General features: G+C 70.0%; 12 protein-coding genes. 5 read left to right on the forward strand and 7 right to left on the reverse strand.

The window, feature by feature from the left end:
- Positions 1-13: 13 nt before the first annotated feature.
- From N5079_RS33125 to N5079_RS33150, 6 genes are all read right to left on the reverse strand, one after another.
- Complete coding sequence (locus tag N5079_RS33125) at positions 14-1,141, reverse strand: Gfo/Idh/MocA family protein (RefSeq protein WP_261588156.1); 1,128 nt, start codon at positions 1,139-1,141, stop codon at positions 14-16.
- A gap of 149 nt (positions 1,142-1,290) precedes the next feature.
- Positions 1,291-2,574, reverse strand: a complete 1,284-nt coding sequence (locus N5079_RS33130) for a CehA/McbA family metallohydrolase (RefSeq protein WP_261588157.1) — start codon at positions 2,572-2,574, stop codon at positions 1,291-1,293.
- A gap of 2 nt (positions 2,575-2,576) precedes the next feature.
- On the reverse strand, positions 2,577-3,650 hold the full coding sequence (locus tag N5079_RS33135) for an ABC transporter ATP-binding protein (RefSeq protein WP_261588158.1): 1,074 nt from the start codon (positions 3,648-3,650) through the stop codon (positions 2,577-2,579).
- Positions 3,647-4,531, reverse strand: a complete 885-nt coding sequence (locus N5079_RS33140) for a carbohydrate ABC transporter permease (protein WP_261588159.1) — start codon at positions 4,529-4,531, stop codon at positions 3,647-3,649. Before N5079_RS33140 ends, N5079_RS33135 begins: the two co-directional genes overlap by 4 nt.
- Entirely contained in the window at positions 4,528-5,415 is an 888-nt protein-coding gene (locus N5079_RS33145; protein ID WP_261588160.1) for a carbohydrate ABC transporter permease, read from the reverse strand. The genes N5079_RS33140 and N5079_RS33145 overlap by 4 nt, the downstream gene beginning before the upstream one ends.
- Before the next feature lie 208 nt (positions 5,416-5,623).
- Positions 5,624-6,991, reverse strand: a complete 1,368-nt coding sequence (locus N5079_RS33150) for an extracellular solute-binding protein (RefSeq protein WP_261588161.1) — start codon at positions 6,989-6,991, stop codon at positions 5,624-5,626.
- Positions 6,992-7,238: 247 nt separating this feature from the next.
- Between N5079_RS33150 and prcB the strand changes: the two genes are divergently transcribed.
- The 5 genes from prcB to N5079_RS33175 all read left to right on the forward strand — a co-directional run bounded on the left by prcB (position 7,239) and on the right by N5079_RS33175 (position 12,258).
- Positions 7,239-8,054, forward strand: a complete 816-nt coding sequence (gene prcB, locus N5079_RS33155) for a proteasome subunit beta (RefSeq protein WP_261588168.1) — start codon at positions 7,239-7,241, stop codon at positions 8,052-8,054.
- A gap of 28 nt (positions 8,055-8,082) precedes the next feature.
- Complete coding sequence (gene prcA, locus N5079_RS33160) at positions 8,083-8,907, forward strand: proteasome subunit alpha (protein ID WP_261588169.1); 825 nt, start codon at positions 8,083-8,085, stop codon at positions 8,905-8,907.
- A 178-nt stretch (positions 8,908-9,085) separates the two neighbouring features.
- A complete protein-coding gene (locus N5079_RS33165) occupies positions 9,086-9,778 on the forward strand; it encodes a hypothetical protein (protein ID WP_261588162.1) in 693 nt (230 codons plus the stop codon).
- Positions 9,779-9,857: 79 nt separating this feature from the next.
- On the forward strand, positions 9,858-11,216 hold the full coding sequence (gene pafA / locus N5079_RS33170) for a Pup--protein ligase (RefSeq protein WP_261588164.1): 1,359 nt from the start codon (positions 9,858-9,860) through the stop codon (positions 11,214-11,216).
- Between the two features lie 73 nt (positions 11,217-11,289).
- Entirely contained in the window at positions 11,290-12,258 is a 969-nt protein-coding gene (locus N5079_RS33175; RefSeq protein ID WP_261588165.1) for an FKBP-type peptidyl-prolyl cis-trans isomerase, read from the forward strand.
- Between the two features lie 130 nt (positions 12,259-12,388).
- Here the strand turns inward: N5079_RS33175 and N5079_RS33180 are convergent, their stop codons facing one another.
- Positions 12,389-13,225: a chitosanase gene (locus N5079_RS33180; protein WP_261588167.1), complete on the reverse strand. Its 837-nt coding sequence runs from the start codon at positions 13,223-13,225 to the stop codon at positions 12,389-12,391.
- Positions 13,226-13,553 lie beyond the last annotated feature (328 nt).

Here is a 13,553-nt window from a genome sequence, read left to right on the forward strand (position 1 = left end):
CCCCGCATCGGTTTCAGCGTTCAGGTGGGGTCTCCTCGGCGCATTCGCCACCTATGGGGATGCCCGCCCACTCGGCGTAGCGGCGGACGATCCGCTGGGCCGCGACGATATCCTTCAGCGCCCCGTCGAGTCCGGTGAGCGGAGGTTCGTCCTGGGTGACGAACCGGTGGAACGCGACGAGTTGCCGTTCGAACGACTCGGCGATGTCGCGGTAGACGGTCCTGCGCTCGGTGGTCCCGACCCGGGACAGGACGGTCAGCGTGGTGGGGGCGTTCAGGAGGTAGGGGGACGGGAAGCTCAGCTCCAGTGATCCGTGCTCGTGGTCGAGCCGAATCATCTCCTGATAAGCCGGATAGCTCGGCAGGTAGTGCCAGCGCAGGCCGTACCTGCCGGCTCCGCCGTCGGGCAGCGTCCCGCTGACCTCGACGGACGGAGGGAAGGCGTCGACGGGCCAGACGGCCACGTGGTCGACGGTGTCGGGCGGCCCGGTGAACAGCCGCATCAGGGACAGCTCGTGGCAGATGCTGCCGAGGATGACCTGGGCGTAGAGCCGCCGCAGCCGCTCCGAGGACGTGCCGAGGGCGGTGGTGAGCGACTCCTCGTCGGCTTCGAGGTAGGGGGCGAGCCGCTCGCGCGACGGCCGCGACGCGCGGGCCCTGGCGAACAGGAGCTGCGACTCCTCGGAGGGGTGCAGCACGGTCATGTCCAGGTGGCGTACGGCTCTCGCGCCGCCGGCCTCGTGGAGGGCCTCCAGCATGCGTTGCGTGGCGGGGTCGTACTGCTTCATGTAGGCGACCATGAGCCGGGCGTCGCCGGGGATGCCGCGCAGCTCCCGGCGGCTGTAGGCGAGAGGCTTCTCGCACAGCACCCAGTAGCCGTGGTCGAGGGCGGCCCTCACCAGCGGCCCGTGCGAGCCGGCGGTGAGCAGGAGCAGCGCGTCGAACCCGCCCTTGTCCAGCATGGCCACCGGGTCGTCGTAGGCCGGGACGCCGAGCTCACGCCCGATCGTCTCGGCGTGGCCGCGGTCCAGGTCGCTGACGGCCGAGACCCGGAACAGGTCGCGGCGGCGGGTGAGCAGCGGCAGGTACACGACCTGCGCCACCACCCCGAGCCCCGCGATGCCCACCTTCAGTACGTCCACACCCTCACCATCCCCCCACCCTTGTGGTGATCATGCACACATTCCCGTCAAGGCCCCCCTACCTGCGCCCCTCTCCAGCGTGATCATGCACAGGTTCCCGCCGAGGTGCTCCGACCGGCGCGGACCGTGATCGTGATCATGCGGCGCGCTCAGCCGCACAGAGCCATCACCTCGTTCGAGGGGGTCTCCAGCCGGTGGATCCCCGGGCGGGCGGCCAGCCGGACACGGTCCCCGCGGATCACCCGCCGCGTCTCCGGTCCCCACAACACGAGCCCGTCCCCGTCCACCACCAGGAAGTCCTCCCCATGCCGCAGGAGCAGTGGGCCGCCGGGCGACGCCGACACGGCCGTGCGGCCCTCGGCCAGCGCCTCCAGGACGGCGTCCGGCCCGGCGGCCCGGTCGTCAGCGGCGTGGGCGAGAACCCACGTCGCCGGCGCGCCGGGCGGGTGCCCCTCCTCCGGCGTGTGATAGTCGCCGCCGCCCACGACGACGAGGTCGTCCGCCCAGGTCTGGCCCCAGGCGAGCGGCGCGCCCCAGGTGCGGTCCCACCAGCTGGAGTGCCAGACCTCGGCCGTTCTGGGCCGGGTGTCCATCGGGTGCCGCCACGCGCAGTCGGCCGCCACCGGATGGTTGATCGACAGGATGCCGCCCCTTTCCTGTACGGCTTTCGCCCATTCGCCGGGGGGACGCCGGAAGTCGATCCAGCCGATGTCGCCGAAGGCGTTGGCGTGGCCGAGGTCCGTGGTGATCTCCTGGCCGGGGATGAGGACGATGCCCGCCAGCGCCGCCGCGGCCGGCAACTCGGCGTGGTGGCTGATGGTGTTGTGGTCGGTGACGGCGAGGAAGTCGAGGCCGCGCTCGGCCGCGACGCAGGCGAGCTCGTAGACGCCGAGCGCGCCGTCGGAGTGGGTGGTGTGGGCGTGGAGGTCCCCGGCGAGCCAGCGGAGGCCGCCCAGGCCGGGGAGGCCGCGCCGTGCCGCCGCGGCCTCGCGATGCGGCGCTCGCGGGGCGCGCGGGCACCGGCTCGGGTGGTCGCGCGGCACGGCCGGAGGCCGCCCGTGCCGAATGAACGTGATCTCGTACGGCAGGCCGCCGAGGGGGACGCGGTGAAGGCCGATGAGGACGTGCCAGAGGCCTGGTTCGACCTCGCCGGGGAGGTAGCCGGGGGTCGCCCAGGCGGGGGCGATCGTGTATTCGGAGCGGGCGCCGCCGGACCAGCCGCGGAAGCCGCCGGGGCCGGAGCAGCCGAGGTCGAGCACGCCCGCCGAGCGGTCGTAGGTGAGCCTGACCGTCAGGGCCGCCGTGCCGGGCGGCACCTCGAAGGTCACCTCTCTGACCGGCGCCGCGGGGCAGGTGGCGTCGGCCCGGTCGTCGAGGGTCCAGGTCCCCCTGATAGCGGTCCCCCTGATGGCGGTCCCTCTCGTGGCGGTCATGGTCAGGCGCTCGTGAGGAGCTCGTCGTCGCGGTACAGCAGGGCGCGGCCGGGGCGCGGCGTGACCCAGGCGGGCGTGCCGAGGCCGGGCTCCTCGCCCTCGGGCACGACGACCTGCAGCAGGTGGTTCGCCTCAGCCGAGGGGGACTCCAGGGTGACGAGGTGGGCGGTGCCGAGATTCTCCACGACGGCTACCTTCCCCGTGAACGCGTCGTTCCTTCCTAGTGGCGGCGATTGGGTGAGATCCGCGTACTCGGGGCGCAGGCCGTACACGATGGGGCCTTCGCGGACGCCGGGCGGGAGGGGGAGGACGGCCCCGGCGACGTGCAGGGCGCCGTTCTCGGCGCGGCCGGGCAGCAGGTTCATGGGGGTTGAGCCGATGAAGGCGGCGACGAACGTGTTGGCGGGCCGCTGGAACACCTCGGACGGCGTGCCGACCTGCATGATCCGCCCGGCGGACATGACGGCGATCCGGTCGGCGAGCGCCAGCGCCTCGCCCTGGTCGTGCGTGACGAAGACCGTGGTGACGGCCAGCTCGCGCTGGAGGCGCTTGAGGAAGGTGCGGGCCTCCAGGCGCAGCCGCGCGTCGAGGTTGGACAGCGGCTCGTCGAAGAGGAACACGGTGGGGTGGGACGCGATCGCCCTGGCGAGGGCGACCCGCTGCTGCTGGCCGCCCGAGAGCTGGCCGGGCCTGCGGCCGAGCAGCTCGGAGAGGCTGAGCCGGGAGGCGGTCTCCGCGGCCTTGGCCTCGCGCGCGGCCCGGGGGACCTTCTTGATCCGCAGGGGGTAGGCGATGTTGGCGGTGACGTCCATGTGGGGGAAGAGCGCGTAGTCCTGGAAGACCATCGCGACATCGCGCCGTCCGGGCGGGAGCCGGGTCACATCCACCGCCCCGATCCTGATATTTCCGGATGTGGGGGTCTCCAGGCCGGCGATCGTCCGCAGCAGGGTCGTCTTCCCGCACCCCGAAGGGCCGAGCAGCGCGAAGAACTCCCCGTCGGCGATCTCCAGGTCGAGGGAGTCGATGGCCCGGACCCCGCCGGGGAACTCCTTGGTCAGGCCGCTGAGCGAGATCACCGCTTGATCCCTCCGTGGAAGCGGAAGCCGTACCTGCGGCTGACGAACACGTACATCACGACCACGGGCAGCGAGTAGAGCAGCGAGAACGCCGAGATCAGGTCGAGGCGCGGCGCGCCGCCCTCGGTGTAGAGCGTGTAGAGGATCACCGCGCCGGGCGCCTTGCCGGGATCGCGCAGCAGAATGAACGGCTGCAGGAAGCTGCCCCACACGTTGGCGACCGCCCACACCGCGATGGTCGCCAGGCCGGGCCGCACCAGCGGGATCACGATGTGCCCCAGGATCTGCAGCGGCGACGCGCCGAAGACCCGCGCCGACTCCTCGTAGGAGGTCGGCGTGCCGTCCATGAAGTCCTTCAGGATGAAGATCGCGGCCGGGAGCAGCCCGCCGGACAGCGTCAGGATCACGCCGAGATGGGTGTCGATCAGGTTCAGGCGGGTGGCCAGCTCGAACAGCGGCACCATCGCCGCCGTCCCCGTGACCACCGACGACAGGAGCAGCAGCACGTACAGCAGGGCGTCGCGGCCGGGGACCCGGACCCGGGAGAGCGCGTAGGCCGCCAGCGCGGCCAGCACCACGACGATCGCCGCGCTGCCGCCCGCCTGGATCAGCGAGTTGCGCAGCGAGCTCAGCGCGTACGGATTCTCGAGCAGCGACCGGAAGTTGGCCAGCGTGAACTCCGGCACCGACGTCGTGATCGACGGGTGCGCGTCGAACGGCGCGGACGCCAGCCACAGCAGCGGCAGCGCGAAGAACGCCGGCAGCACGGCGAGCAGGGTCGCCCGCCCGATCGTCCCGAGCGCGTGCCGCGTGTAGTCCCGGCCGGTGGAGGGGGGGCGGGTCCCCCGGTCTCCGCGGATCACGGGGTCTCCGCGGATCATGAGGTCACCGCCTCGCGCCGCCCGCGCAGCAGCCGGAGATAGGCGAAGGCGAAGACGAGGTTGATCAGCAGCACGACGGACGAGATCGCCGCGCCGAACCCGAGCTGCCCGTCGCGCAGCGCGACGTTGTAGATGTAGACCGGCAGGATCTCCGAGCGCCCCTCGGGGCCTCCCGCCGTGATCTGGAAGGTCGTGAAGTCGTTGAACGTCCACAGGCTGATCAGCAGCAGATTGGTCAGCACGTGGCCCTTGATGGCGGGGAAGACCACGTCCCTGAGCTGCTGGAGCGTGGAGGCCCCGGCGAGCCGCGCCGTCTCCAGCTGGGACGGCGGCACGTTCTCCAGCGCCGCGCCGTACAGCATCATGGAGAAGGCCGTTCCCCGCCAGACGTTGAACACGATGATGGACGGCATCGGATAGTCGAGGAGCCACGCGAACCCCGGCGTGTGCAGCAGTGCGTTGAGCGTCCCCTCGTCGCGGTCGAGCAGCGCGATCCACAGGAACGCGACGACCGACGACGGCAGGATCCACGCCAGTAGCACCAGCGCCTCGGTGATCCGCTTGACCGGTCCCGGCCGGTCGCGCAGCATCCACGCGATCGTGAACCCCAGCACCGCCTGTCCCAGCACGGCCGAGCCCAGCACGTACTGCACGGTCAGCCAGAGCGACCGGTGGAACCGCTCGTCACCCAGCGCCGCCGTGTAGTTGTCCGCGCCGACGACCCGGGGGTTCGCCGCCGCCAGCCCGGTCAGCCGGTAGTCGGTCAGCCCGAGATAGATCGTCCAGAGCGCCGGGAAGACCAGGAACACGCCGATCAGCACCATCGCGGGCAGCACGAAGCCGGCGGCCCGCCCCCGCCCCAGGCCGGCGGCGTCAGTGTTCATGGTCGCGCCTCCGGCGCGACGGGCTCGGGGCGCCTTTGAGGCTGCGCCTTCCCTCGTCGCTCGGGGTCGCTCGTCCCTCGCTCCCCACTCGACTCCTCAGTCCAGGCGCAGCCGCGCCCCTCGCGTTCATCGCGCTCGCTCCGCTCGCGTGGGCTCGGGGCGCCTTCGAGGCCCCTCGCGTTCATCGCGCTCGCTCCGCTCGCGCGTGTCAGCTGGTGGTGACATGGGAGGGGCCGACGATGGCTTGGAGTTTGCGCTGGTAGCCGGCGGCGGCCTCGTCCACGGTCCTGCCGGACACGATGTCGGCGGTGGCCTCCTGAAGGGCCGCCGACACCTGCGGGTAGACGGCGAGGGGCGGCCGGTACGCGGTGATCGGCAGCACCTTGTCCGATACGAACTTCAGCATCGGGTCGACGCCCAGCACCCTGTCGTTCACGTCCTTGCGGGAGGTGACCCTCGCCGCGCCGGCGAGCTGCGCCGTGGTGGCCTCCGCCGAGTGCATGAAAGCCAGCAGTTCCCAGGCCAGCTTGGGGTTCGGCGAGTTCGGGTTCAGCACTCGTACGCCGCCGCCGGACATGCTGACGACGTCCTGCCCGCGGATCCCGGAGCCGGGCCGCTCGGCCGGGATCAGGGCATAGCCGACCACGGCGTTCCGATTCGGCATGGGGGCGACGCCCGCCTTGGGCTCGACGACGGCCCGCCAGAAGTAGTCGCTCTCGGCCAGGATGCCGATCTCGCCCCGGGCGAACTCGGCGAACGACTTGTCCCGGCCCTGCGCTTCCTGCTGGAGCCTGGGGTCGCCCAGCCCGGACGTGTAGATCTGCCGGTAGAAGCCCAGGACGTCCTTGAGCGCCTGCGACGCGCCCGTCCACTTGCCGCCGGCGTAGATCTCGGCGCCCGCGCCGGCGAGCAGCGGGAGCACGCCCTGCATGGTCGTGGCCTCGCCCATGGCCGTGCCCGCGTCCAGCTGGATCGGCGCCGGCACGCCGGACCTCTTGAGCGCGGCGCCGGCGTCGATGATCTCCTGCCAGCTCCTCGGCTGCCACTCCGCCGGGAGCCCGGCCTTGCGGAACAGGTCCTTGTTGTAGAACAGCACGCGGCCGTCGGTGCCCTGCGGCAGGCCGTACTTCTGGCCGTCGAAGATGCCGAGGCCCTGCACGGCCGGAGGGATCTGGCTCCACCCCTCCCAGGAGCCGACCTCCGCGCCGGCGACGCTGGAGAGCGGCTTGATGTACCCGGCCTGGGCGAACTCGCCGATCCAGATGCCGTCGAGGTCGATCACGTCGGCCCCGGCGTGGGACTTGAGGTCGAGGGCGATCTTCGTCTTGTACTGCTCGTCGTCGGCCGCGCTCGGCTGGAACAGCACATGGACCTGGCGGCCCCTGGCCTTCTGCGCGGCCTCGAACCGGGGGATCACCCACCGCTCGGTCCAGTCAGCCGTCTCGGCGTTCTTGCCGCCCGAGATCGCGTTGGCGGTGATCGTCAGGGTGACGCCGCCGTCCCCGGCCCCGGTTCCGGTGCCACACGCCGTCAGGACCAGCAGGGCTCCCGCCACCGCCGCGAGTGCAGGTCTCATGGACGTCCTTCCCGCCAAAGTCATGACGTGCAGACAAATCGACACTCGCACGTGATTACTCACACGTAAAGAACCGGTTCGGTGAACGAGTCAGGACGGTACGCCCTGGGATCCACGGGGATGGGGATCACGAGTGTGGTTCGCGCTGAGCTGATCGGGAAGAGTGCAACCAGTGCTGAGACATGAGTAGGGTCGGGCGTAACAACGCACGCTTGGAGGGAGTCGCGTGGCATCTCAGCAGGCCTGGATGAACAACCTCTTCACCAACACGGGTTCTTCGTCGTTCACCGAGTTTCTCGGCGCGTACGCGCCGGATCTGCTGCCCACCCGAGCGCAGGTGCTGGCCGCCCCCGTCGGAGAGCAGATCCCGCACGCGACCACGATCGTCGCGGCGACCTGTGCCGGCGGTGTGGTGATGGCCGGTGACAGGCGCGCCACCTCCGGGAACATCATCTCGCAGCGGGACATAGAGAAGGTCTTCCGCACCGACGACTACTCCTGCATGGGCATCGCGGGCACCGCGAGCACCGGCATCGAGATGGCCCGGCTGTACCGTGTGGAGCTGGAGCACTACGAGAAGACCGAGGGCCGCTCGCTCTCGACCGAGGGCAAGGCCAACCGCCTGGCGACGATGATCCGCGGCAACCTCCCCATGGCCATGCAGGGTCTCGTGGTCGTCCCGCTGTTCGCGGCCTACGACCCGAACCGCGACGCCGGGCGCATCTTCGGGTACGACGTGGGCGGCGGGCCGTACGAGCAGCACAACTACCACTCGATCGGCTCGGGATCGATCTTCGCGCGGGGCTCGCTGAAGAAGCTGTACCGGGAGAACGCCACGCCGGAGGACACCGTGGTGGCCTGCCTCCACGCGCTGTACGACGCGGCCGACGACGACTCGGCGACCGGCGGGCCCGACGTGACGCGGAGGATCTGGCCGGTGATCGCCGTGATCACCGCGGACGGCTTCCGCCGCCTGCCGGACGACGAGGTCGCGGTCCACGTCCAGACCATGCTGGACGCGCGGATGACCAACCCCGACGGCCCGACCGCCCCGCTGCGCTAACTCGAAGAGAGGATCACCCCCGGTGTCCATGCCCTTTGGATATGCCTCACCCGAGCAGATCATGCGGGACAGGGCGGAGTATGCGCGTAAGGGCATCGCGCGAGGCCGCAGCGTGGTCGTCATGCAGTATGCCGACGGCATCCTGTTCGTGGCGCCCAACCCGTCCAAGGCACTCCACAAGATCAGCGAGATCTACGACCGGATCGGCTTCGCCGCCGTCGGCCGCTACAACGAGTTCGAGTCGCTCCGGCTGGCCGGCATCCGCTACGCCGACATCAACGGCTACACCTTCAACCGGAGCGACGTCACCGGCCGCGGGCTCGCCAACCTGTACGCCCAGCAGCTCGGCATGATCTTCACCGAGTCGATCAAGTCGCTGGAGGTGGAGATCGTGGTCGCGGAGGTCGGGGAGGCCCCCGAGGACGACCAGATCTACCGGTTGACGTTCGACGGCTCCGTCTTCGACGAGCAGGGCATGGCCGTCATCGGCGGCCAGGCCGAGGCCGTCGCCGGGCGGCTCAAGGAGCGCTACCGCGAGGGCCTGGCCCTCCCCGAGGCCCTCGACGCCGCCCTGAGCGCGCTCACCGAGCCCGGAGGCGACCGGCCCCCGTCGGCCCAGCTCGAGGTGGCCGTCCTCGACCGGAGCCGGGAGCACCGCAAGTTCCTGCGCCTCACGGGCCCCCGGCTGGAGCGGCTGCTCACCGCCGCCGCCCCTCCGGAGCCCCCGGCCGGTACGGCTCCCGCCGAGGGCGCCGAGCAGCCGGCCGAGCCGTCTGCCGAGCCCCCCGCCGAGCCGCCCACCGCGCCTCCGATCGGGCCGGACGGCGACATCGACACGGGCTCGGACGAGTAAACGGAAGATCCAGAAACACGACCCGGAAGACGTGACCCGGCGCCGCCGCGCTCCTCGTGAGGGGGCGCGGCGGTGTGCCGCCGACGCCGCGGCCCCGGTACGCCCCGGACGGGCGGCGTGGGGGAGATCACGATTTCCTGGCCAAACCAAACCCGGGTTTCGGTAGTCTCATCCGGTTGTGACGACATTTGACCTCTTCCGGCGGGTCGGTGCTCCGGCTGCCGCCGCCGTCGCCCTCCTTTCGCTGGCCGCCTGCTCCGGCGAGGCCGGCACGCCGCCCACGCCCGCGGCGACCGTCACGGTGACGGCGCCGCCGTCCGCCGTGGAGAGCCCGGCGGCCACCCCCACCGACGGCTCGGCGGGCCAGACCGCCACCCCGTCGCCGTCCGCGAGCTCCCGCCCGGTGGCCGACCCGACCGAGGACGACAACTGGCCGCCGATCTCCGGCAAGACCCCGCCCGTCTTCGGGGAGATTTTCCAGTCGGACCCGGGACACGACTTCACCAAGGGCATCAGCCCCAGCCGTGACGGCGTTCTGCGCGGTCAGATCCGCACGATGCAGGACGCCAACGTCGCCGAGTACGTCCCGATCAAGTGGGTGAAGGAGACCGGCGGCTCCACCAACGGCCACTTCGAGGGGCCGCCGGAGGGCGACGCGATGGCCTTCGCCGCTCCCATCGCGAAGAGCGTCGTCTTCCTCAGCGCCGTCGGCTGCGACGGGAACGACCAGACGATCAACAACAGCTACGTCGGCACCCAGCGCTGCCCCCGCGCCAAGCTCGTCACCCGCGCCGCGAAGGGAGACGTGCGGGCGCTCATCACGGTGAAGTCCGGGCAGATCGTCAAGGTAGTGGAGATCTATGCCCCCTGACCGGCGCCCGCCGGGCTCGGGGCGGCAATAGACACGTGATCCCTATCCGATTGTCGCTTTCGGGGAATAGGGTGAGGTGATGGATCGACGCATCTTCGGGCTTGAGAACGAGTACGGCGTCACCTGCACGTTCCGTGGACAGCGGAGGCTGTCGCCGGACGAGGTGGCGCGGTACCTGTTCCGGCGAGTGGTGTCATGGGGCCGATCGAGCAACGTCTTCCTCCGCAACGGCGCGCGTCTCTACCTGGACGTGGGCAGCCATCCCGAATACGCCACCCCTGAATGCGACAACGTCGTGGAGCTGGTGACCCACGACAAGGCGGGGGAGCGCATCCTCGAAGGTCTCCTCGTGGACGCCGAGAAGCGGCTCCGCGAGGAGGGCATCGCAGGGGACATCTATCTCTTCAAGAACAACACGGACTCGGCCGGCAACTCCTACGGCTGCCACGAGAACTACCTCGTCGGCCGGCACGGGGAGTTCGGCCGGCTGGCCGACGTCCTCATTCCCTACCTCGTCACACGGCAGATCATCTGCGGGGCCGGCAAGGTGCTGCAGACGCCGCGCGGCGCGGTCTACTGCGTCTCGCAGCGGGCCGAGCACATCTGGGAGGGCGTCTCCTCGGCGACCACCCGGTCCCGGCCGATCATCAACACGCGCGACGAGCCGCACGCCGACGCGGAGCGGTTCCGGCGGCTGCACGTCATCGTGGGCGACTCCAACATGAGCGAGACCACGATGCTGCTCAAGGTCGGCGCGACCGACCTGGTGCTGCGGATGATCGAGGCGGGGGTCGTCATGCGCGACCTGTCGCTGGAGAACCCCATCCGGGCCATCCGCGAGGTGTCCCACGACATGACGGGCCGCCGCCGGGTCCGCCTGGCCAACGGCCGGGAGGCCTCGTCGCTGGAGATCCAGCAGGAGTACCTCACCAAGGCCAAGGACTTCGTGGACCGCCGGGGCGGCGACGAGACCAGCAAGCGGGTCCTGGAGCTCTGGGAGCGCACGCTCAGGGCGGTCGACACGGGCGACCTCGACCTCGTGTCGCGGGAGATCGACTGGGTCACCAAATACCAGATGATCGAACGCTACCGGCAGAAGTACGACCTGCCGCTGTCGTCGCCGCGCGTCGCGCAGCTCGATCTCGCGTATCACGATGTGCACAGAAAGCGTGGGCTTTTCTATTTGCTCCAGAAGCGCGGCGCGGTGGAGCGAGTGGCAAGCGACATCAAAATCTTCGAGGCGAAATCCGTACCGCCGCAGACGACCCGCGCGAGGCTCCGCGGGGAGTTCATCCGCAAGGCGCAGGAGAAGCGGCGCGATTTCACCGTCGACTGGGTGCATCTGAAGCTGAACGACCAGGCGCAGCGCACGGTGCTCTGTAAGGATCCGTTCCGCAGCGTCGATGAAAGAGTCGACAAGCTCATCGCCGGAATGTGATCTCCTTACGTCGTTCCGACAGCGGGTTCGGGTAGGGTTACCCGAACCTTGCTGTCTGTCTGAGGAATTTCACATGCGCCGCCGTACGGCAATAGTCGCCGCTGTTCCCTTGTTGCTCGCCGCGGCCTGCGGGACCGCGCAGAAGACCACCGCCACCAGCGCGAGCCCGGCCTCGGCCGCGTCCGCCGCGTCCGCCTCCGGCATCAAGGTGACGGGGGACGCCGGCAAGAAGCCGACCGTGACCTTCCCGGCCGGCAAGCCGGCGCTCACGTCGTCGTCCCAGAAGGTCATCGAGGGTCAGGGCGCCCCGGCGAAGGACGGTGACGTCCTCACCGCCAATGTGACCGTCTACAACTGGGACGGCAAGGAGAACAAGTCGGCCGGCTCCGACTACGACCAAGGCAAGTCCGAGTTCGTCACCGTGAACCCGCAGTTGCCGAAGGCCCTGCACGACGCGCTGCTCGGCGCCAAGCCGGGCGGCCGGGTCCTCGCGGTCATCGCCAAGGACAACCTGTCCCCCGACCAGGTGACGCAGGCCAAGCAGCAGGGCACGGACTTCGCCGCGTCGTCGCAGGTGCTGGTGGTCGACGTGGTCTCGGCCGCCGCGAAGGCCGCCCAGGGCGCCGCGGTCGATCCCGGCGTCGCGGGCGTCAAGCTCGAGAACCCTGGCGGCGACAAGGCCCCGACGCTCACCACCAAGACCGACGCCAAGGCCCCCAAGCGCCTCGTCGTCAAGACCGTGATCAAGGGCACCGGCCCCGCCGTCAAGGCCGACCAGACCGTCCTCGCCCACTACACCGGCAAGATCTGGGGCACGGACAAGCAGTTCGACTCGAGCTGGGACAAGGGACAGCCGGCCACGTTCGCGCTCAACCAGGTCGTGAAGGGCTGGTCGCAGGGCCTCACCGGCGTGCCGGTCGGCAGCCGCGTGCTGATCACCATCCCGCCGGACCTCGGGTACGGCAAGGAGGGCAACGCCCAGGGCGGCATCAAGGGCACCGACACCCTCGTCTTCGTCGTGGACGTCCTCGCCGCCGCCTGACGTTCTCAGGCGGCCGCGAAAGAAAAAAGATCTTTCCCGCTCCCCGTGTCATCCGGAGGAGCGGGAAAGATCTTTCAGTTCACCCGGCGTCCCGGTTCACCCGGTCCGTCACGGCGCTCAGCTGATGGGCTCAGCTGATGTGGTAGCTGTCGCCGTAGACCTTCCAGTCGAGCGGCGGGTTCAGGTTGAAGTTGCCGTTCTTGAGGAACACCCGCTGCTCGGTGTCGACGCGGCTGGTGTCGCTGTGCGCCTCCTCGGTCTTCATGGCGGCCTTGCGGGCGTCCAGGAAGGCGTTGAGGTAGGTCGTCTCGTTGCCGCCCTGCGACGGGGGCTTGGCCTTCTTCAGCGCGTTCTTGCGGATCCCGCCGAAGCTGGTGCTGTCGCTGCCGGGGCCGTGCATGACGATGGCGTCGTAGTAGATGAACTGGCCGAGAGCGCGCAGGCCGTCCGCCTTCGCCTGCTGCACGGCCGGGTTGAAGTAGACCCGGTCGCGCTCGTCGTTCTGCGCCTGCTGGAAGGCGGAGTCGGCGGCCGCGGTCTTCCATGCGTTGGTGAAGCTCGAGCCCAGGCCGCTGTGCGAGGAGGTGCCGTTGACCTTGCGGAGCGCGGGCAGGAACTTGGCCAGCACGTTCCCGGGCTTGCGCTGGGTGTAGAGCTCGACGAGGTCCAGCATGTCGCCGGTGCCCGAGCAGAACCCGATGATGCCGCCGGTGTAGCCGCGGCCGTCGCCGATGTCCTCGATGTACTTGTACTGGGCCTTCCAGTTGAGGGAGGAGTTCTCCGCGCTGGAGACGAGCTCCATCGCGATCTCCTTCTTCTTGGGGTCCGTGAGGTCGACGGACGCGGCCTTGGTCTTGCCCGTCGCGGCCGCCGCCAGGCCCGTCTGGGCGGGCAGCACGGCCACGGAAGCGGCCAGGACCAGCAGAGCGGTCCGGCGAGAGGTCTGCTTGTTCAGCAGGTCTTTCACAGTGTTCTCTCCGTTCTCCGCCGTTCTCGGCGACGGGCGGCCCGCGCGGGTGACGCGGTTGGGGGGTGCGCCGTCGAGGAGGGGGGTGGCGGAACAGCCGGGAAGCGAGGCTTCACGGCGTTAGTTAGGAAGGTTTCCTAATGAGAGCAGTAGCGGCAAGCCGCTGTCAACGCCTTGTTTACTCGAATTTGACCCGGTATCTTCCGCCGCATGTAAAGCCGCTGGCCGACATGAACGCGTCTGTCGACGCGGCGCGGCGGCGTAAGATCCACGGCACCGGATCCACGGCACCGGATCCACGGCACCGGATCCACGGCACCGGATCCAC

Origin of the sequence: Planotetraspora sp. A-T 1434, from assembly GCF_025420585.1 — a bacterium.
GTDB lineage: Bacteria > Actinomycetota > Actinomycetes > Streptosporangiales > Streptosporangiaceae > JAOEGB01.

What these genes read in the sequence shown, in the direction of transcription:
- N5079_RS33150 (WP_261588161.1), bottom strand. Translation starts at nt 6,991, where the DNA reads ATGAGACCTGCACTCGCGGCGGTGGCGGGAGCCCTGCTGGTCCTGACG.
- prcA (WP_261588169.1), top strand. Translation starts at nt 8,083, where the DNA reads ATGCCCTTTGGATATGCCTCACCCGAGCAGATCATGCGGGACAGGGCG.
- N5079_RS33145 (WP_261588160.1), bottom strand. Translation starts at nt 5,415, where the DNA reads ATGAACACTGACGCCGCCGGCCTGGGGCGGGGGCGGGCCGCCGGCTTC.
- prcB (WP_261588168.1), top strand. Translation starts at nt 7,239, where the DNA reads ATGAACAACCTCTTCACCAACACGGGTTCTTCGTCGTTCACCGAGTTT.
- N5079_RS33140 (WP_261588159.1), bottom strand. Translation starts at nt 4,531, where the DNA reads ATGATCCGCGGAGACCCCGTGATCCGCGGAGACCGGGGGACCCGCCCC.
- N5079_RS33130 (WP_261588157.1), bottom strand. Translation starts at nt 2,574, where the DNA reads ATGACCGCCACGAGAGGGACCGCCATCAGGGGGACCGCTATCAGGGGG.
- pafA (WP_261588164.1), top strand. Translation starts at nt 9,858, where the DNA reads ATGGATCGACGCATCTTCGGGCTTGAGAACGAGTACGGCGTCACCTGC.
- N5079_RS33175 (WP_261588165.1), top strand. Translation starts at nt 11,290, where the DNA reads ATGCGCCGCCGTACGGCAATAGTCGCCGCTGTTCCCTTGTTGCTCGCC.